This is a genomic window from Clostridium cylindrosporum DSM 605, from assembly GCF_001047375.1.
Lineage (GTDB): Bacteria > Bacillota > Clostridia > Clostridiales > Caloramatoraceae > Clostridium_AB > Clostridium_AB cylindrosporum.
Genome location: NZ_LFVU01000026.1, coordinates 52,145 through 72,166, shown reverse-complemented (window position 1 = coordinate 72,166; position 20,022 = coordinate 52,145). Strand labels below are relative to the sequence as shown.

22 protein-coding genes are annotated in these 20,022 nt (G+C 31.7%); 4 read left to right on the top strand and 18 right to left on the bottom strand.

Annotation, left to right across the window (positions count from 1 at the left end; genetic code table 11):
- Window positions 1-12 precede the first annotated feature (12 nt).
- From hpsG to CLCY_RS07230, 12 genes are all read right to left on the bottom strand, one after another.
- The gene (hpsG, locus tag CLCY_RS07285; RefSeq protein WP_048570467.1) at window positions 13-2,490 is read right to left on the bottom strand and encodes a (2S)-3-sulfopropanediol dehydratase; all 2,478 of its coding nucleotides are present in this window, start codon (window positions 2,488-2,490) and stop codon (window positions 13-15) included.
- Window positions 2,491-2,801: 311 nt separating this feature from the next.
- Window positions 2,802-3,509 (bottom strand): ferric reductase-like transmembrane domain-containing protein, encoded by a 708-nt coding sequence (locus CLCY_RS07280; RefSeq protein ID WP_048570466.1) that lies wholly within the window; start codon window positions 3,507-3,509, stop codon window positions 2,802-2,804.
- A gap of 157 nt (window positions 3,510-3,666) precedes the next feature.
- Window positions 3,667-4,740 (bottom strand): DUF4179 domain-containing protein, encoded by a 1,074-nt coding sequence (locus tag CLCY_RS07275; RefSeq protein ID WP_048570465.1) that lies wholly within the window; start codon window positions 4,738-4,740, stop codon window positions 3,667-3,669.
- Entirely contained in the window at window positions 4,730-5,311 is a 582-nt protein-coding gene (locus CLCY_RS07270; protein WP_048570464.1) for a sigma-70 family RNA polymerase sigma factor, read from the bottom strand. The genes CLCY_RS07275 and CLCY_RS07270 overlap by 11 nt, the downstream gene beginning before the upstream one ends.
- Window positions 5,312-5,477: 166 nt before the next feature.
- Complete coding sequence (locus CLCY_RS07265; RefSeq protein ID WP_048570463.1) at window positions 5,478-5,924, bottom strand: acyl-CoA thioesterase; 447 nt, start codon at window positions 5,922-5,924, stop codon at window positions 5,478-5,480.
- Between the two features lie 4 nt (window positions 5,925-5,928).
- Window positions 5,929-6,282, bottom strand: coding sequence for a hypothetical protein (locus tag CLCY_RS07260; RefSeq protein ID WP_048570462.1), 354 nt, complete (start codon window positions 6,280-6,282; stop codon window positions 5,929-5,931).
- Between the two features lie 41 nt (window positions 6,283-6,323).
- Window positions 6,324-7,184 (bottom strand): M28 family peptidase, encoded by an 861-nt coding sequence (locus tag CLCY_RS07255; protein WP_082141745.1) that lies wholly within the window; start codon window positions 7,182-7,184, stop codon window positions 6,324-6,326.
- A gap of 165 nt (window positions 7,185-7,349) precedes the next feature.
- Window positions 7,350-7,616 (bottom strand): hypothetical protein, encoded by a 267-nt coding sequence (locus CLCY_RS07250; RefSeq protein ID WP_152668128.1) that lies wholly within the window; start codon window positions 7,614-7,616, stop codon window positions 7,350-7,352.
- A 17-nt stretch (window positions 7,617-7,633) separates the two neighbouring features.
- Entirely contained in the window at window positions 7,634-8,320 is a 687-nt protein-coding gene (locus CLCY_RS07245) for a hypothetical protein (RefSeq protein WP_048570460.1), read from the bottom strand.
- 61 nt (window positions 8,321-8,381) lie between these two features.
- Window positions 8,382-8,612, bottom strand: a complete 231-nt coding sequence (locus tag CLCY_RS07240; protein WP_048570459.1) for a hypothetical protein — start codon at window positions 8,610-8,612, stop codon at window positions 8,382-8,384.
- A 159-nt stretch (window positions 8,613-8,771) separates the two neighbouring features.
- A complete protein-coding gene (locus CLCY_RS07235) occupies window positions 8,772-8,942 on the bottom strand; it encodes a DUF6440 family protein (RefSeq protein ID WP_048570458.1) in 171 nt (56 codons plus the stop codon).
- Window positions 8,943-8,986: 44 nt separating this feature from the next.
- Entirely contained in the window at window positions 8,987-9,448 is a 462-nt protein-coding gene (locus CLCY_RS07230; RefSeq protein ID WP_423230493.1) for a hypothetical protein, read from the bottom strand.
- Between the two features lie 218 nt (window positions 9,449-9,666).
- Here CLCY_RS07230 and CLCY_RS07225 point away from each other — a divergent pair, with 218 nt between their 5' ends.
- A complete protein-coding gene (locus tag CLCY_RS07225; protein WP_048570456.1) occupies window positions 9,667-10,281 on the top strand; it encodes an ECF transporter S component in 615 nt (204 codons plus the stop codon).
- A gap of 70 nt (window positions 10,282-10,351) precedes the next feature.
- On the opposite strand, the gene CLCY_RS07220 is transcribed toward CLCY_RS07225, so the two are convergent.
- The 6 genes from CLCY_RS07220 to CLCY_RS07200 form a co-directional block, all read right to left on the bottom strand.
- The gene (locus CLCY_RS07220) at window positions 10,352-11,197 is read right to left on the bottom strand and encodes an MBL fold metallo-hydrolase (RefSeq protein WP_048570455.1); all 846 of its coding nucleotides are present in this window, start codon (window positions 11,195-11,197) and stop codon (window positions 10,352-10,354) included.
- Window positions 11,198-11,306: 109 nt separating this feature from the next.
- Window positions 11,307-11,465 (bottom strand): hypothetical protein, encoded by a 159-nt coding sequence (locus CLCY_RS13770; RefSeq protein WP_161797116.1) that lies wholly within the window; start codon window positions 11,463-11,465, stop codon window positions 11,307-11,309.
- Window positions 11,466-11,588: 123 nt separating this feature from the next.
- Window positions 11,589-12,932: a replicative DNA helicase gene (gene dnaB / locus CLCY_RS07215; protein ID WP_048570454.1), complete on the bottom strand. Its 1,344-nt coding sequence runs from the start codon at window positions 12,930-12,932 to the stop codon at window positions 11,589-11,591.
- 236 nt (window positions 12,933-13,168) lie between these two features.
- Entirely contained in the window at window positions 13,169-14,281 is a 1,113-nt protein-coding gene (locus tag CLCY_RS07210) for an ABC transporter substrate-binding protein (protein ID WP_048570453.1), read from the bottom strand.
- A 34-nt stretch (window positions 14,282-14,315) separates the two neighbouring features.
- Window positions 14,316-15,098 (bottom strand): ABC transporter ATP-binding protein, encoded by a 783-nt coding sequence (locus tag CLCY_RS07205; protein ID WP_048570452.1) that lies wholly within the window; start codon window positions 15,096-15,098, stop codon window positions 14,316-14,318.
- Window positions 15,095-16,117, bottom strand: a complete 1,023-nt coding sequence (locus CLCY_RS07200; RefSeq protein ID WP_048570451.1) for a FecCD family ABC transporter permease — start codon at window positions 16,115-16,117, stop codon at window positions 15,095-15,097. The genes CLCY_RS07205 and CLCY_RS07200 overlap by 4 nt, the downstream gene beginning before the upstream one ends.
- 289 nt (window positions 16,118-16,406) lie before the next feature.
- On the opposite strand from CLCY_RS07200, the gene murJ reads away from it, so the two are divergent.
- From murJ to CLCY_RS07185, 3 genes are all read left to right on the top strand, one after another.
- The gene (gene murJ, locus CLCY_RS07195; protein WP_048570450.1) at window positions 16,407-17,933 is read left to right on the top strand and encodes a murein biosynthesis integral membrane protein MurJ; all 1,527 of its coding nucleotides are present in this window, start codon (window positions 16,407-16,409) and stop codon (window positions 17,931-17,933) included.
- A 66-nt stretch (window positions 17,934-17,999) separates the two neighbouring features.
- Window positions 18,000-18,341: a hypothetical protein gene (locus CLCY_RS07190; RefSeq protein ID WP_048570449.1), complete on the top strand. Its 342-nt coding sequence runs from the start codon at window positions 18,000-18,002 to the stop codon at window positions 18,339-18,341.
- A gap of 262 nt (window positions 18,342-18,603) precedes the next feature.
- Window positions 18,604-19,968, top strand: a complete 1,365-nt coding sequence (locus CLCY_RS07185) for an amino acid permease (RefSeq protein ID WP_048570448.1) — start codon at window positions 18,604-18,606, stop codon at window positions 19,966-19,968.
- Window positions 19,969-20,022 lie beyond the last annotated feature (54 nt).

Below are 20,022 nucleotides of genomic sequence, written 5' to 3'. Positions count from 1 at the left end.
CGAGAATTCTGTTTAGATTGCTCTGTGCTCTGTTCTAGCTATAATATCATCTTGAAGATCCTCAGATAGCTCTACAAAGTAAGCACTATATCCTGCTACTCTAACTAGTAGATTAGAATAATCTTCTGGATTCTTCTTAGCTTCAATTAAAGTTTCCTTATTAATGATGTTAAACTGTAGATGCCAAAGCTTTAAATCACACCATGTTCTTATAAGGTCTACTAGTCTATCTGTTCCCTCATCTCCATCTACACAGCTTGGTGTTAGCTTAATATTTAAAAGCCTTGCAGCACGGTTTTTAATTCCGTAGTTCTTAGATTCAAAATTAGATAGTAGAACCGCTGTAGGTCCATTTACATCTGCACCATGTGATGCTGATGAACCATCTGCTAAAGGAGTAAAGCTAAATCTTCCATTAGGAGTCGCACTAACTACCTTTCCAAATGGTACATGTGAAGTAAACGGTACATATCTAAGGTCTAGGTTCACCCCTAGTTCCTTAGAATACTTTTCTGTAAACTTAAGAGCTTCATAATCTAGTTTCTTTGCAATTGAATCTGCATACTCATCATTATTACCATAGCTAGGTGCACTTAAAAGCTGTTGACGAATTGCCTCATATCCTTCAAAGTTATTCTGAGTCGCCTCTAACAGCTCATCTATAGTAATTTTCTTATGCTCAAACACTAACTTCTTAACTGCAGATAGTGAATCTATAACAGTTCCATATCCTATAAATTCAAAGTACCCAAGATCTATTCCACCTTCAATATGAGCACTATGAATATCCTTATAATTCTCTAAGCAAAGCCTATGCATAGATGAACTAAGTGGTGCTGCAAAGTGCTGCTCCCTTAAACGAATAATTTCATGCTGCTGAATAAATGCATGCTTTAAGAAGTTCTTTTGCTGCTTTAAATATGCATCAAAAAACTCATCAAAGGATTTAAATTCTCTAGGGTCCCCTGTTTCAAGTCCAATAACCTCATCCCCATACTTTTGCATCTTCCCATTATATAGGGTCATTTCAAGTGCAGCTGCAAAGTTTATATATGCACATGGACTTGTGTAAGTATCACGATTTGGCATTCTGCACTCTGCACATCCTGATACCGCATAGTCATAGGCTTCATCGAAGCTTGCTCCCTTTGATAGTAGAAGTGGAACCACTTCCTCATCATTAATAAGCTTTGGAAACCCTGATCCATCCTTAATAGTTTCAGCAACCTCATATAAATACCTAATAGGTGACCTTGTGTGAATTCTAGCTGCTAAATCAGGATAGTTAAGAGGGAAGTTCTTCTTAGACTCTAGGAATAAATAGGTTAAGTCGTTAGTAGCGTCTACCCCCTCTTTGGTCTGTCCACCTATTGTAACCGCTTCCCAGTGTGCATATCCTTCATTAAACGCACCACCTGTAGGTGATATATACAGATCAATAAACTGCGCCATAGCTACCCACACACAATCTAATAATTCAATAGCGCCTTCATCTGTAAGAACTCCAGATTCTACATCCTTTTTGTAGTATGGATATAGATACTGATCCATTCTTCCATTTGATATAACTGTTCCTGTTTTCTGTTCAATTCTTGAAAACATCTGAACAAACCACTGTGACTGTACAGCCTCATAGAAACTTTCTGCAGGATATGCTGGAACCCTGTAGCAGTTACTAGCAATGACTTTCAGCTCATCACGTCTTATAGAGTCATTTTCCCTCTTTGATAATTCAAGAGCTAAGTCTCCATGTCTTCTTGCCCAAAGAATAATTGCATCTGAAACTATAACAATAGCATTAAGAAATGGTGCCTTCTCTGTATTATCAACTGGGCTAAATGGATCAAGCTCCTCTAGGGCCTTTAATGCTTGATTCCTAATCTCTATATATCCAAGTTTAAGAACCTTCTCATAATCGTGTACCCACTGAATAGATGAACGAAATGATGCGGTTTCATTAACTATAAATCTTGATTCTAATGTATTATTAGGATTATATGTGTACTTAATAGTCTCATCTGATAATGCCTTAGCTAAGTCCTCGTGAAAAGTCTTCCCCTTCCAGTATGGAGCAACCTCCTCAATTAGAATTCTTGCATCCTCCTTAGATATATTAAATGGAGAAGTCTCCCTCTTAGGTAGTTCCTTAATCGCAATGTCTAAAAAGTCACCATCAAGCTCTGGATAAACAAGTCCATATCTTCCTGGGTAACCTGAACGCCCAACTATCAATTGATCCTTATCAATATAAACTGGAGCTTTCTCAGCATATCTTTTTAGGGCCTTTGCCCATCTAAGAATTAAAGCTTCTCCCTCTGTCTCCTTAAATGACTCAGTAAAATACTTGGCCCTATAGGCATCAATCCTTGGTCTTTCACCTTTAAAGCTATCTAGTATCTTCTCTGCTCTACTCTTTTTAATAAAGTTTAATTTATTTGAAATTTCACTTTCTATTCTTATTTCTTGTGGAGATAAGACTGTAGTCACCATACTATCCCTCCTAAATAACTTACAATTTTTACATACATATTTACCCTATACATTTACTAGGTTTTATATCAATTATAGTTTCAATATATTTCCATGTCAATATATTTTTTCCTATTAGTCCTAGTGTATTTATAGGAATTAGGTTTTATGTTACTCTTTCTAACTTAACACAAGAAACTAAAATACAATTAACCCCATAAGTAAAACTGGGATACTAATTCCAAATTAATTTTACTTATGGGGTTATAAATTTTCTTAGGTTTTTCCTGATTATTTTAAAGTATCACTTTACTTAAATTAAATTTAAGTCCTTATGCATGAAGTTTAATTTTAGTGTTCTGTTTTTTCTTTGTATCGACGCTATACTTATATATACGTAAGACAGCATAAGCTAAAAAGATAACTGTATAAATTGTGATATCTAGAAACTTTCCTTTTTGAATTTTAGGAATAAATAAACAAGCTATGTGAACATAAATTAGTCCATAAAATAAGTAAGATAAACGTTGTAGATTCTTCCAATTCTTATAAGACATTCTCTTTCTTACAGAAGTAAAAGATGTAATCATTAAAGGCAACATTATACATATCATTATTAAAGTTAATATAGTTGCAATTAACTTAAGAGGCTGCATAGATCCTGGATCTAAAAAAAGCTTTGGGAAGAAAATCATTCCGAACAAAATATTATGACCTAAAGTTAAAATACATGCCATAATAGATAACTCTGCTCTTATACTCATTAAAGTCTTAGTTATAGAAAGCCTTCTATTTAAAGCCCCAGCATACATTACAAGAGTGAAGGCAGCGGTTGAAACAGCACCTCTAGAGAATATAGATATAAAATATTTATCTATAACCTCAGGAATATAAGCATCTAGTTTCATTTGAGGCAAAATAATAAAAGAAATTGAAATTAATATAGTAATAAAATTAAAAACATTAGCGTGCTTTTTAATTTGTTTATGTAGTAAAACGCTTAAAATAAGCACAAATAAAATAGAGATAATAAATAACATTTGAACCCCTCCAAATAAATTTTACTTTCCAAGCATATAACAAATGATAATGAATGTCAATGTCGTATAATAATAAAATTCATAAAATTTATATGGAGATTAATTGTCACTGCAATAAAAGGAGTATGTTTACTACTCATAAACATACTCCTTTTATCTATTTACTAATGTTAACCTTTATCACTTTTCTTTCATTTAACTTTGTTTCCATACCATTTTTAGTAAGAATATGAATTTGGGGAGTTAATATTAACGTATCTCCTTTAATATGGCCACTTGAAAACTTTACTTCTCCACTTCCTCTAAAAAACTTTCCTGAATATCCTGATCCTAAGGGTGTAAGTTCAAGTCCATTTTCATTTTTCACTATAAGGTCCACCCTTTCATTTCTAATACCAATAGCGTTATAGTATATAGTTGTTTGAATTGGACTTATAGCTAAAGATTTAATCATAACTATACTTTTATCTATATAAAAAATCTTCCCTACTTTATACTCCTTAGTTTCAGCAAGTATATCCTTAGCATCTACTTTAAAACTAGTACTCCAGTTACCCTTTACTCCCATAACTTCTTTAGTACTAAAATCTACACTTAACTCACCATTTACCTCTATATTTTTCACTTCCAATTCCTGCATAATATTTAATGTGTGTTTATCTATTAAATCTGCACCTAGACCTCCAGGCCCTATACTTACTCCATTCACTTTAACTTCAAGTTCTGGAAATTCAAAACCTTCACTCTGCCATTTATCATGACTAAAGTTAAATTTATCTGAACTTACTTCGTAATTTATCCATATAGCAGTTCCATCTACTAATATATTTTTTATATTTATATTTATCCCCTTATCTGTAACTACTTTATTAAGAGAGGTTGAATACTTTCTAAGGGCATCTCTATCAATATCCATTCCATACTCCCACGTACTATTATCCTTATGACTTATACGTGCCTTTGAAACCTCTCCTCCTATAAATACTCCAAGTATTGCTACAAGGAATATAGACGCTGCTACTACATACCTACTCCACTTAAGTTTAGCTCTCTTTACTATATTACTTTCACTCTTAACCTCTGGTTTAATCTTTTCTAATACATTTGATTTTATGGAATTAATATTACATTCTTGAGCTTCACTTTCTTTCTCTACAGGTATTTCATTTAGGTCTAGGTTATCTAAAATATCATATATATAGTTATCACTGTATTCCCTTTTATCCTTCACTTACATCCACCTCCTCTAGTTCCTGACCTTTTCTAGCTTCAATTTCAATACATCTTTTTATTCTTTCCTTTCCCTTATATATGCGGTTACTTACAATAGCCTCTGAAAGGTTTAGCTGTAGTGCTATTTCCTTTACCTTCATACCTAAGAAAAACCTCATAGAAAATATTTTTCTATCCTCTGGAACAAGTATATTTAGAAGCTCTACAACTTCTTTTCTATCTTCATTAGTTATAATTTCATCTAAAACATCTGGGGAAACTGTAGTATTAATACTTATAACATTTTCTTTGTTAGCAAATCTTCTGTAATAATCTATAGCCTTGAACCTTGCTACAGCACATATCCAGTTTTTAAAGACTGTGCCTTCCCCCTTAAACCTTTCAATATTCCACCAAACAGATACAAAAACATCACTTATACACTCTTCCTTTGTCTCTTTCCCATAACATTCTAAAACCTTTCCTACAACAGAAGTAACAATAGGCGTAAACCTATCAATTGTGTACTCAAGTGCATCTTCATTTCTATTTCTTAAGCCATCAATAAAATTGTCATCATCAAAAATCAAGATTTTCCCTCCTCTCAATTTTCTCTTTACTATTTATAACGTAAAAAATTGTAAAATCTATCCTATAATATGAAACTTTTCTCTTTAAATAAATAAAAGCTATATAAAGACGAACCTTTATAGTTCAAATCTTATATAGCCATGATGATTAAATATATAAAGCTAATTAACATTCTTTAATTGAAATGCTTGCTTCTTTTCCTATAGAATTAAAAAATAACTCAAAGTATTTTTTATTTTCTCTTTTCAAAGATATTATTTTTCCATCCCTATTAATAAAACAATGTGTACTTTCTCCAGTAGCGCGAACTTCCTTTGTAACTGAATCAATTACCTTATAGGTTAGGCTAAACTTAGCACTGCCAAAGCTTTTGAGTTTAGTAGTTATATACACAGAATCCCCGAACCTTACCATTGTCTTATAACTACAGTTTATCGAAACAATTGGACTTATATATCCATCCTGTTCTAATGTAGCATAATCTAACCCAATTTGCTCTATATAATCAATCCTTGATTCCTCAAACCATCTTATATAATTAGAATGATGTACTACTCCCATTTGGTCTGTTTCATAGTACTGCACTTTATGTAAATAAGCTTTTAATTCCATATTTTTAAATCCCCTTCTTATTACTTGACTCTTTTATTATATAAATAGGTATACCTATAATAAGGATCCACCAACAAATTATTAATAAATCATAAAGTGACTCTCCTGGAAATCCTGCTTCATCACCAGTAATAACACTATACTTTCCTTCATAATACCAAGTCCCCTTATACTTTTCTCTATTTATATGATTATCTTCTCCTTTCATAATATAGGAGTTTGATATTGTAAGATTAGGCTTTACAACTAATTGTATTGTTGGATCCCCTAATAAACCTACTTTTGCAGTAAAAATCTTTATAATAGTTAATATCATAAACACAGTTATTAAAATTTTTAGATTTTCATTCCTGGGCATAATTATTCCTTTCTATACTCACAATATAAACATAATGTATATTATTTAGAGTTCATAAATACCGTTTTATCATTTGATATTATAAAATCAGATAAAGCTCTTGAAATATCTCTAATTTTTCCGTAATCAAGTATTTCAGGAATATCTGTAGGTCTATGTATTAATTCTAAGATATTTTCTTCAGTTATATAAATATTAGGTATTCCAACAGAATCAAATACTACATGATCACTTCCACCCCTTGCTTGCTTATCAGAAAACTCAACTTTATTTTTCTTAAGTGTAGACTTTACAGAATCATACAAAGCATTAGATGAATTACCTCTATTTTTTAAAGCAAGCTTTCCACCTTCTTTGGCTCCAATACAGTCAATATTTATGTTATAAAAATCAGAATAGATATCAAACCCTATTGCTCTATTGAATGCACCACTTCCCCCATAAGCCCTCTCTTCACTATTGAAAGCACAGAAAATTATATTTGTCTCAAAATCATATTCACTTGATTTTTTCTTAAGAATATTTGCTATTTCTAATAAAGCGGATACCCCAGATGCATTATCCAAAGCTCCTCTAACCATATTTCCATCTTTATATCCAATATGGTCAAAATGGGCAGATACTATTACTGCTTTCTTAGGATTTTTTCCTTTTATTAAACCAATAACATTTTTTAATTGCTTAAGTTTTTTCTCGCTATCATTTGACTTAGGATCACTCTTTACTGCTTGATAATAGGTCTGATAATAACTATCTTCAAATAGTGGAGTAAGATTCAAGCTTTTAAAAGCTTTTTCAATGTATTCTGCTGTAGCTTCATTTCCAGCTAATCCAACAGCTCTTCCTTCAAACTTATCCGAAGCTAATGTAGTTACTGTTTCCTCAATTGTTGGATACTTCATAGCATCAATTTGTTGTACCTGCTTTTCCGATGTTCTTATGTCTGTTTGAACATTTGAACAAGATGAAAAAAATATACTTATAAAAGATATGATGGTTAACTTTAGTATCTTATTAATGATAAACCCTCCCTTATAATAAAGTTAATTGGTCATAATATATACATATTATGACTTACTAAATGTATCTATGAACTCATCCAATACTCCCAATATTCCAAGTCCCCCTAATATTGATAATATAGTGCCTAAAAATCTATATTTTGTAATTAATTGTTCTAAGTAAATTAAGTAAACATTAGTCTCCATGCCACCTGTATTTACCATAACGTTAGACATTTCACTTTCACCTAAACCTACACTCATAAGCAATATTATTACTCCTACTATAAAGATACCTATAAAAATTTTAAACTTCAAACGACTTTTCTCCATAAATACACCTCCATTTTTTACTTAAAAAAAGAATTTGCTATATTTCTAGCAGAATCAAGGTCAGGTATATATTCAACAGTATATACAACGTTATTATGATTAAAAACAATTATATATCTCTCATAATCTCCTGTACGATTATACTCTTTTATTAACTGAACCTCTTTACCATTACTTAAAGAAAATACATCTTGAATTTCATAATACCCCATATACTCTGTAGGTATTCCCTTAGTATCCTTGTTATTAATAATCGTCATTTTAACATATGGCTCTGTAATATCATTTAAAAATGAACTAATACCTATTTTATCAAAATCTTTTCCATAAGATTTTAGCGATGCTTTAGGTACTTGATATATTTCAGAGAACCCAACATCTTTTATATATACAACTTCGAAATTATCATTGGAAAAATAATTAGAATGTAAGACCTTGAAACCTATTTGATTTTCTAATGATTCTAGATTATTATACTTTTTTGACTGAGTCTTCCCCTGAAATTGTGAATATTCGAAATCAATATCACTATTATTAAACTGAACTGGTTTTGTATAATATACTGAATTGAACTTTTCCTTTTTATAATTTTCATCTTTTTTATCTTTCATATGAAGTAAAAGTAAAATTGTCATTATTAACAAAACAGTGATTATTAACAAACTCATTGCTATCCAAGTCTTTTTCTCTCTTAATACAGTCATCTTTTTTCCCCTCCTTAGTTCTCAACGTAAAACAGTTATATAATATGTAATGTAACTTAACCTATTTATCTTCTACGCAAAATGTTCCTATGAAAGATAGAATACAAATGATAAAAAGAAACCCTAATCTTAACCAATTCATACTAAGCCAAAAGTCACCACCAAACACTATTGTTGGAGATGTACCATGCTCATCTACGAAAATACATAAATTCCAAAATAGTTTAAGTGAAATTATCAGGGAAATACTACTTAAACTGAATATAATACCGCTTAATACTTTACCTTTCATATCTTTCAATTCCCCCTTATATATAATTTTTATTTCAAGAGTATTATACCATTATATTCCAAAATGGTATCCAAATAAAAAAGCAAGTCTTTCGACCTGCTCCTGTCATTATTATAAAAATAATAGCAGACACCATCTCGTCTGCTATAAAGCTACTATTTATTTAGTTACAATTGGTTTTCCCTCTGCATCTACTAATACTGTAAGTCCACCACCTGTTCCACTATTAACATATAGATAATTTACTCCTGTTTTCTTATCAACTATTACTCTATATGTTTCCATAATTCCCTGTGAAGATTTCACCTCAAACCTTTTATCTCCATTCATAATTAACCTCCAAAATAAAACTTTTTATCATCTTTAATCTAAAGTTAATTTATGCTTTTCAATTCAATTGTCTGTATTTTCCCATCAACGTTTATATTCACTTTTACTATTTCATCTTTTTTCTCTACCTCTACTCCACCACTTACACCCTGAATCTTAAAGGTTTTTTTGTCTATAGGATTATTTTTATCAAACTCATCTTCAAGGCTTCCTCCACTACAGCTGCTATTGTAGGTAATCTTCAAATGCTTAACTGAAGCTAACTGAGATAAATCCTTCTTATAGGTTACTGTTAGTAAGTCACTTTTTTTACCTTCATATTTATTTATTATATTATCCTTTGTAGTAGTAGTAATCTTTGAATCTACCTTATATTCAGCTCTCCAAGACTCATTTTCGCCTTTATAAATAAGACTTTCCTGAATAACCTCTTCATTTGAACAGCCTGCAAGTATAAATAACACCGTCATAATTAAAACAGTAATTAGCTTTCTCAAAACCTTCACTCCTTAGATCTTATACTGCTTACAAATATTACCTTTATACATATTATACTCTATACCATTGGCTAGTTCTACTTTTAGAAAATATAAAAGCTATATAAAAACCTCCGTACCCATACAATTACAAAATTGTTTTTGACATACAATTGTCACAATGTATCTACAATGTTATAATATTTATTAACTTGAAATTTATTACAAAACTACAGGGGGACTACTAAATGGAAAGCAAACGTTTAAGAACTATGAAATTAATACAAACAGGAGTACTTGCAGCACTATGTTTTGTATCCTTTACTTTTCTTCAAATTAAAATTCCAGTACCAGGCGGGGATGCAACTTCATTACATATAGGAAATGCTTTTTGTGTATTAGCTGCTTTACTTCTTGGTGGATGGTATGGAGGATTAGCTGGTGCTGTTGGTATGACAATAGCAGATTTGCTTGATCCTGTGTATATTATAGGGGCACCAAAAACCTTTATATTGAAATTATGTATTGGATTAATAACAGGACTAATTGCACATAACTATGCTAAAATCCACCAAAGCAGTGATAAGAAATACATATTAAAATGGAGTATTATTGCTACAGTTTGCGGATTAGCTTTTAATGTTGTTTTTGATCCTATTGTTGGATATTTCTATAAACAATATATTCTTGGACAACCTCAACAAATGGCAGCTGTATTAGCAAAGCTAAGTGCAGTTACTACTTTTATTAATGCAGTGGTATCTGCAATATTAGTAACCTTTATGTATAATGTGGTAAGGCCAATTTTAACAAGGTCAGGATTGTTATTACCTGTAGAAAACAAAAATATTAATATTAGTTAATTAACAATTTTAAAAGACTATATAAATAAAAAATAGAGCTCTCTTATGTGTAAGATGGCTCTATTTTTTATTATTTTAACTTTTTATTTCCATTTACAAAGCTTTCAACATACATTCTCTCTTCAGAATCTATCTCTCTGTTTACCTTTTTCTTATATGTACTTAATGCCCTTTCTAAATCTAAGCTATCCCCTATAGTATCACCTATAAAGGTTAGCATATCAAAGTATTCCTTCATAGATTCCTTCGTATAATATGGTTTATGTGCAGTTAAGTAGTATTCTGTATCATAGCTTAATATCTTTTCTATAAGTGGATATAGCTTTTCCCTTGAGTAGCTTCTCTCATCTGTATTTAGATTTCTATACGTAGAGTCCCCTAAGAACATTACCTTTTCATCTGTTACATATATTAGACTTGAGTCATCTGCATGATCTCCCTCAATGTTTTCTATTATGCAACTAATTCCCCCAAGATCTACTTTTACTTTTTCCGTAAACTCTATATTTCCACCTCTTATTTCAAGTCCTTTATTCATTTGAACTTTTAACTTAGTAGATGTACTATAAAGCTCTCTACCAAGTATTTTAGCATCCTTTAACTTAGGTGTTCCGCCACTTAATATATTTTTAACTTCTTCTATCTTTTCATTTGTTCTTTTATGGCATATTGTATCAACATCTATTATTGATATTCCTGCAACATGATCCCAGTGCCAATGTGTTATTGCAAGATACTTTATAGGAGTATGATTAATACTCTTTATCTCTTCTAAAAACTCATTTGTGTGCTCTATTGAATTTCCAGCATCAACAACTAAGCTGTATTTATCACCTATTACAAGACCAAGGCTTGGCCTACATCCCTCATCTCTATATGGCATATAGTAAACTCTATTAGTTAATTTATTTAACATTTTTCCACCTCCATAATAAAAGATATAAGACAATTATAATATACCTTATACTTCTTTTGAACTTAAGAAATCCCTATTATAGATTAATCTATAATAGGGATTTTACGTATTAGTTTAAGCTATCTTTATCTTCATTTAGGCTTAGTGTTTCACCATCTACCATTCTACCTGATGAGTCATTTGAATTTTCTACTTCATTGAAAGATTCAAATGCATTTATACTTCCTAAACTAGTTGTTACATTTTCTTTTTTGCTTTTCTTAGACATAACAAGCACCTCCTTAAAATTAAAGAAACTATAAAATTTCCTATCAAATTTATAATTTCCAATAACCAAATATTTTATTACTTTAATTTCTTTAAAGGCATAAAAAAGCTAGTGGTTACACCACTAGCTACTATGATATTTATCTAAATCTCTAAATCTTGTGTATTGTCCAATCCAAGCAAGTTCAACAGTTCCTGTAGGACCGTTTCTTTGCTTAGCTATTATAACTTCTGCAACTCCCTTTTTCTCTGTTTCCTTGTTATAGTATTCGTCTCTATATAGGAACATAACAACGTCGGCGTCCTGCTCTATTGACCCTGATTCACGAAGGTCAGATAGAATTGGTCTATGGTCTGCTCTCATTTCCGGGGCACGGGAAAGCTGACTTAGTGCTATAACAGGAGCTCCCATTTCCTTGGCTATTGCCTTTAGGGATCTTGATATTTCTGATACTTCCTGCTGTCTACTCTCACTATTTCTACTTCCTGACATAAGCTGCAAATAGTCAATTATAATAATATCTAGCCCTTTTTCTATCTTAAGTCTTCTACACTTAGATCTTAGCTCTGATATAGTTATACCTGGTGTATCGTCTATAAATATTCTTGAATTCGACATAGGGCTTGATGCACGACCAAGTCTTATCCATGACTCATCATCAAGGTCACCTATTCTTAGCTTTTGCATATCTATGTTGGCCTCTGCACAAAGCATTCTGTATACAAGCTGTTCCCTAGACATTTCTAGAGAGAATATAGCAACGCTTTTTCCTGCACGAAGTCCAGAATGAAGTGCAAGGTTAAGTACAAATGCAGTTTTACCCATTGAAGGTCTTGCTGCTATAAGAACGAAGTCACCTTTTTGGAATCCTGATGTTTTAGAGTCAAGGTCTCTAAATCCAGATGGAATACCTGTAACATCAGTTTTACTGTTGTACATCCTTTCAAAATCCTCAAAACTTCTTTCAATTATTCCACTTAAGTGCTCAAAGTCACCTGTATTTGTCTTTTGAGATATATTGAAAATATGCTTTTCTGCATCTGATAAAATGCTATCTACTTCAAGGTTTTGGTCATAGCATTTTTCCATTATGGAGTTAGAGGATTCTATAAGTCTTCTTAATGTAAACTTATCCTCAACTATTCTAGCATGGGCCTTAACCCTTTCCTCTGCTGTAGTTTCAACTCCTGATACAATTTCAGATATATATGAAACTCCCCCAACGTCATCAAGGGTTTTATCCATAGTCTTTAACTGTTCTGTTATAGTTACTATATCTACAGGTGTGTCATGGTCATACAAGTGGGTTATAGCATCAAATAGAATCTTATGACTATCTTTATAAAATTCCTCCCCCTTTAGAATTTCAGTAGCTGCTGTAATGGCATTTTTGTCTACTATCATAGAACCAATTACAAGCTGCTCTGCATCTATATTATAGGGAGGTACTCTAAGTCTTTGTTCCAAAAAAAGTCCCTCCTTCGATTCTCTTATTTTTATTTATATTTTAACATAATCTACTTTAAACTTATATATTCTAACATATTTAGAATCTAAAAATTACTTTTCCTGAAACCTTTACTTTATGTGTCTTTAGTCTATTCTTACATATTAGACTACCCTAAATTTATAAAAAAATATTCAAAAAAGCTAGTACCCCTAGTCTTAAGTGGGATTAAAATAAGACTAGGGGGCTATATTAATTATTTAAAAGTGGACTTAGATAATAATTTCTTTACATCAGAATCCTTTAAATCATAGTGATAGAATAACTTATAAAATTCCTTTGTTTCCTTTACCATGTCATAGTTAAAGATATCTGGATATAGTAGATTTCCAAGCCATTTGATTCCTATTAATCTATTTACTGATGGTGGTCTACCCATCCAGTTATATGGACCCATTGGTATTTCATAATACTTACCTTCTTTTACTGCCTTTAAATCCTTCCATCTATCATCAATTCCCATGCTTTTATAGATACTTTTAGGTCCAAGTATTATTCTATCAGGTGCCCAAAGTAAAATTTGCTCCATTGTTACCTGATTTCCACCTGTTCCCTTAGTAGTTGTAATATCAGCTACATTAATACCTCCTACTAAATCAATTACATCAGCGTGTATTGACCCCTTAGGATTTGTTTCAAGTCCTGTATCCCCTTCACCATAGTATACCTTTAACTTTTTATCCATAGGTATAGAAGCACTTTTTCCTCTAGCTTCATTTATTGACTTAGTACAGTAATCTGATAGAACCTTTGCAGCATCCTTTTCTGATAGGATTTCTCCTAGAGTAGTATATGCCTTGTCCATTGTATCAAGTGTTGCTTCTATAAATATTACAGGAATGCCTACTTGTTTTTGTATTCCATCCATGTCCTGTTTAACTGTTTTTTTCTTTTCTCCAATATCTATAATTACCTCTGGTTTTTCCTTTATAAGTGCCTCAATGTTTAGGTTTACATTCTTACCATAAAACTGACCAAATGTAGGTAGTTTCCAGTACTTTTCATCCATGTATTTCTTAACACTTTCAGATGGCTCCTGTGACCAACCTATTATTTTATCTGGGCTTAATGAGTATAATACAATTTGTGCAAGAGCCCCTGATGGTGCAACTCTTTTAATTTCCTTTGGTATCTCTACACTACGTCCAGCTGAATCTACAAATGTCCTTGTTTCTTTATTTTGCTTTTGCTGTTCTACACTAGTTTGTTTTACCTCATTTTTATTGGTGCTTGTACACCCAACTAATGATGAAAGCATCATAGTTGCTACTACTAGTAACCCTAATGACCTTTTTGCTAATCCCTTCATATTTACCCCCCTGTATTTAAAAGACTCTTAATAATTAATTATTTAATGATGGCACACATACACGAACACTTTTTTCATTTGAATATATATCATGAAGATTAACTTTAACCCCATACACAGTATTAAGTAAATCCTCACTTAACTCTTCCCTAGGAGATCCAAAGCTAATAATCCTTCCATCTAACATAACCATAACCTTATTACCATATAAAAATGCATGCTCTGGGTTATGGGTAGAAAGTATTATTGTATATCCTCTATTTGTTAGAGACTTTATTTGCTCCATTACTCTTATCTGATTACCATAATCAAGGTTCGCTGTAGGCTCATCCATAATTAAAACCTTAGCCCTTTGAACAATGGCCCTTGCTATAAGTGCAAGTTGTCTTTCTCCCCCACTTATCTCAGCATATCCTCTATTGGCTAAATGATCTATTCCTAGCTTTTCTAAGGTTTCTATAGCTACCTTTTCATCCTCTAGCTTTGGTGATGAAACCCCTCCAAGGTGTACTGTCATTCCCATTAATACAGTGTTTAGAACTGTAAAATTAAAGGTAGGATAATGTGATTGAGGTATATATGCAACTTGCTTTGCCATTTCCTTACGGCTTATTTTTCTTAAGTTCTTTTTATCTATAATAATTTCTCCCTGGTAGTTCTTTAATAGTCCTAAAATACACTTAAAAAGAGTGCTTTTGCCAACTCCATTAGGACCAAGTACACAAAGTAAATCTCCCTTTTCAGCTTTAAAAGAAATATCTTTTAATATAATTCTAGATTTGTACTTAAAGTTTAAGCCAGAAACCTCTATACTCATGACTTTTTCCCTTCCCTTAAAATAAGATATACGAAAAACGGTGCACCTACAAAAGCTGTTAATATTCCTATAGGAATTTCTGATGTAGATATAGTACGAGCAATATTATCTACCATTAGTAGATAACTTCCACCCATAAGCATTGAAGCAGGAAGCATAACCCTATAGTCATATCCTACAATCATCCGTGCAAAATGTGGAATAACAAGTCCAACCCATCCAATCATACCGCTTATAGATACACTAGCTGAGGTTACTAAGGTTGCACATAGGACTATGATAATCCGAGTAAGCCCTGTATTTATTCCTATTGTCTGTGCCTCTTCCTCCCCCATGGTTAAAACATTTAACTTCCACCTTAATAAAAATAGTGGTATAAGCCCTATTAATATAGGAACTATAGCAAAAATCACATCTTCTCTCCGAATAGATGCAAGGCTTCCCATTAACCAATATGTAATAGCAGGAAGCACGTTATCAGGGTCTGCCATGAGTTTTAGAAAAGAGGTCCCTGATGAGAATAAAGAACCTACCATAATCCCAGTTAATACAAGTCCTAGTATTGGATTGTTCCTAACTTGAATACTAATTATGTAAACTAAAGTAACTGTTAAAATACCAAATAAAAATGAGCTTATAGATATTCCAAAGTAACTAAATGAGCAGAATATCCCAAGTGCAGCACCAAACCCTGCTCCTGCAGATGCACCTAAAACATCGGGAGATACCATAGGATTTCTAAAAAGTCCTTGGTAGGCTGCACCTGCAGCAGATAGTGCTGAACCTATTAGTACTGCAGCTATTACCCTTGGAAGTCTAACCTGAAATATAATAGTCTCAACCTCAGGCTTCCATGTTGGAGTAATAGGAACTATCGGTGATAATAGTACCTTAATAAGCTCTATTGGGTTTATAGGATACTTTCCTATCATAAATGATATAACAAAACATAAAATAAAAATGCTAATTAAAATTGTAAAGCATAACTTATTCTTCTTCTTAAAATAGGATTCATTCATATTTTCACCAATTTTCTTAATATATTAAACTCTATTGATATTATCGTTATATTTCTAAAAGTATACCGATTCAACTGAATAATAACATAGCATAAAAAATAAGTCAATATATTGTAAATTTCCCATATATAATTGTAAAAGATACAAATGTAATAAAGTATATGTCAAAAAGTGTGAAAAGATAGGTTGAAGATATTTTTTGTTTAGATAATACCTGTAATCCTCTTTCTATTAATCTGAACTTTATGTATTATAGATGTAATATGTAATTAGAAAAAAGAGGTAATACATGAGGAAAACAGCAATACTTTTAATGTTAGCTACTGTTCTTTCAAAGATACTAGGACTCTTTAGAGAGATTTTCTTAGCTTATTTTTATGGAATTACAGATGTAAAAAGTGCCTATGGAATCGCTTTAAGTATTCCTGGAACCGTATTTGCACTTATTGGAGCTGGTATAGCTACAGGATATATACCAATTTATAGTAGGATAGAAAATGAGGCTGATACAGAACAGGCTAATAGATTTACAAGTAATATTATAAACTTCACTATGCTTATTTGTACTATTTTAGTTATACTAGTACTTATTTTTCCAAATCCTGTTGTAAAGCTATTTGCAGTAGCTTTTGAAGGTAAAGTCCTAGATATAACTGTAACTCTTACAAGATTTACAATTATCGGTGTGTATTTTACTGCACTTGTTTATATTTTTTCTGCTTACTTAAATCTAAAAAATACTTTTATAATACCTGCGCTTGTTGGAATACCAATGAATATATGTGTTTTGTTCTCTATTGCTTTAAGTTCAAAAACAGGTATAGAGGTATTAGGACTAGGTACCCTTATATCAATTTTTGTTCAGGTTATATTTTTATTGCCATTTATAAAGAAAACAGGATATAAGCATAGGTTTATCTTAGATAAAAAAGATAAATATCTAAAAAAGATGATTGTTCTAGCTGTTCCAGTTATCATAGGAATCTCTGCTAATCAGGTTAACTTGATAGTAGACAAAAATATTGCCTCAACATTATCTATAAAGGCAGTAGGTGCAATTGATTATGGAATGAGACTTAACGGTTTTGTTCAAGGTCTATTTGTAATGAGCATTGTCACCGCTATGTACCCTATGATATCTAAAATGGGCTCAGAAAATAATATAGATGGTCTAAAAGATAGTCTAAAGGAAGCTATTATAAGTGTAAGTTTACTTGTTATTCCTGTAAGTGTTTTAGCTATGATTTTCTCAGAACCAGTGATAAAATTATTGTTTGAAAGAGGTAAGTTTAACAGTAGTGATACTTTAATAACATCAGGTGTACTATTCTTCTACTCTATAGGAATGATAGGATATGGTCTTCGTGAGGTTATATCTAAGGCGTTTTATTCATTACATGATACAAAGACTCCAATGATTAACGCTGTTGTTGCTGTGGTGATAAATATAATCCTGTGTATTATATTATCAAGGTTTATGGGAGTAAATGGACTAGCACTAGCTACAAGTATAGCAGGAATACTATGTACTATAACCCTATTTATATCTCTTCGTAGAAAAATAGGTTACATAAAACTAAAGTCTATATTAATTTCACTATGTAAAATAGGAGCATCTGCAATTGCAATGGGATGCTCTGCAAGACTTGTACTTTTACTTTTAACCCCTATAATTGGAGAAACTCTAGCCTTAATAGTTGCGGTGTTAATTGCAATTGTAGTTTACTCTGTAACTTTATACCTTATGAAGATAGAAGAAGTAAACTCTATTTTAGATATGTTTAAAAATAAATTAAAATTAAAAAACTCTATATAACTTGAATCCATAACTTAATAGGTTTAATATTATGTATATTATCTTTGTATATTTTATGAGGTAGTAATGAAAAAAATTGTACGAAAAAAAAACATAAATAAAGAAAACAATATTACTCATATAAGCTGTGAAAACAATTCTATATGGGCTAAGGTAGTATATACACCTAGTGATAAATCTAATGAATTTTTATATAGTTTAGTTATAGGAATTAAGGACACAGGAAAGGAAATGATACATGATATAGGGTCATTTAACATGGTAAAAGCTAAAAACCAGCTTAGTAAAGTTGTTATAGAAAATAATAAAATTAGGATAATCCCTAGAAAATTACCTACTGCTGTTTATAACCTTCATGAAAGAGATATACAGGAATATATTTTCTCAATAAATGAAAAAAATTTATAACAAATATATATATTTACAAACATAATAAAAATCCTTATATTTATGGATAATCTCAATATAATTAAGAGTGTGTAAGCATTGTATTATCAATGCCTTACACACTCTTTTTATTTATATATTTATTTCATTAGATCTGTACTTTATAAAACAATTTTTATATTGCTTTCAATATTTTTTTAATAAAATTGAAAAAATTAATACACCTATTACCATGGTATATAAATATACTATAGTAAGAATAATTTTAAGAGAGGCGATGAGCATGTCAGAAAATCAAACTTTAGCAAGAGGATTAAAAAATCGTCACGTACAACTTCTCGCGATTGGAGGTGCAATTGGTACTGGATTATTCCTTGGTTCAGGTAAATCAATTCACCTCGCTGGTCCATCTATCCTATTTGCCTACATGATAACAGGGGTAATTTGCTTCCTAATCATGCGTGCACTTGGAGAACTACTACTTTCGAACTTAAATTACCACTCATTTGTAGACTTTGTTCATGATTACCTAGGAAAAGGAGCTGCATTTGTTACTGGTTGGACCTACTGGTTTTGCTGGATATCACTTGCTATGGCTGACTTAACTGCTGTAGGGCTCTATATACAATACTGGTTCCCTAATGTGGCCCAGTGGGTTCCATGCCTTATAGCCCTCGTGATTTTGCTGATTATGAATCTTGCCACAGTAAAGTTATTTGGTGAAATGGAATTCTGGTTTGCTTTAATTAAAGTTGTTGCTATTGTAGGTTTAATTATAGTTGGTACCTTTATGATTATTAAAGGATTCTCAACAGATGCTGGTGCATCTAGCTTTACGAACCTTTGGAGTCATGGAGGATTCTTCCCGAATGGTATAAGCGGTTTCATACTTTCATTCCAGATGGTTGTATTTGCCTTCGTTGGAATCGAATTAGTTGGCTTAACAGCTGGTGAAACTGAAGACCCAGAGAGAGTTATTCCTAAGGCTATCAACAATATTCCAATTAGAATCATTATCTTCTATATAGGGGCACTATTTGTAATTATGAGTATCTATCCATGGAACTCAATTAACCCTGATAAGAGTCCATTTGTACAGGTATTCTCTGCAGCAGGAATTGTAGCAGCAGCAAGTATTGTTAACTTTGTTGTACTAACATCAGCTGCATCAGCTTGTAATAGTGCTATCTTCAGTACAAGCCGTATGGTTTACTCACTTGCTAAGGAAGAAAATGCACCTAAATCAATGACAAAACTAACTTCTCATCAAGTACCTTCAAATGCCCTAATCTTCTCTGCGATTGTCATTTTGATTTCAGTTATTCTGAACTATGTCATGCCAAAGGGAGTATTCATACTCATTACAAGTATATCAACCTTCTGCTTTATCTTCATTTGGGCTATTATAGTCGTATCCCATCTGAAATATCGTAAAGCTAATCCTGAACTTGCAGCTAAAAGCAAATTCAAAATGCCATTCTACCCAATCTCTAACTATGTAATACTAGCATTTATCGCCTTTGTACTAGTTGTATTAGCACTTAGTGAAGAAACTCGTGTAGCATTATTTGTAACACCAGTATGGTTTATAATGCTTAGTGCAATTTACAAGATAAGAAAATCAAAGTTTGAAAAACAAAACTCATAATAAAATAGGGGCATTCTCATTAGAATGCCCCTTATAATTATTTAGCATAGATTC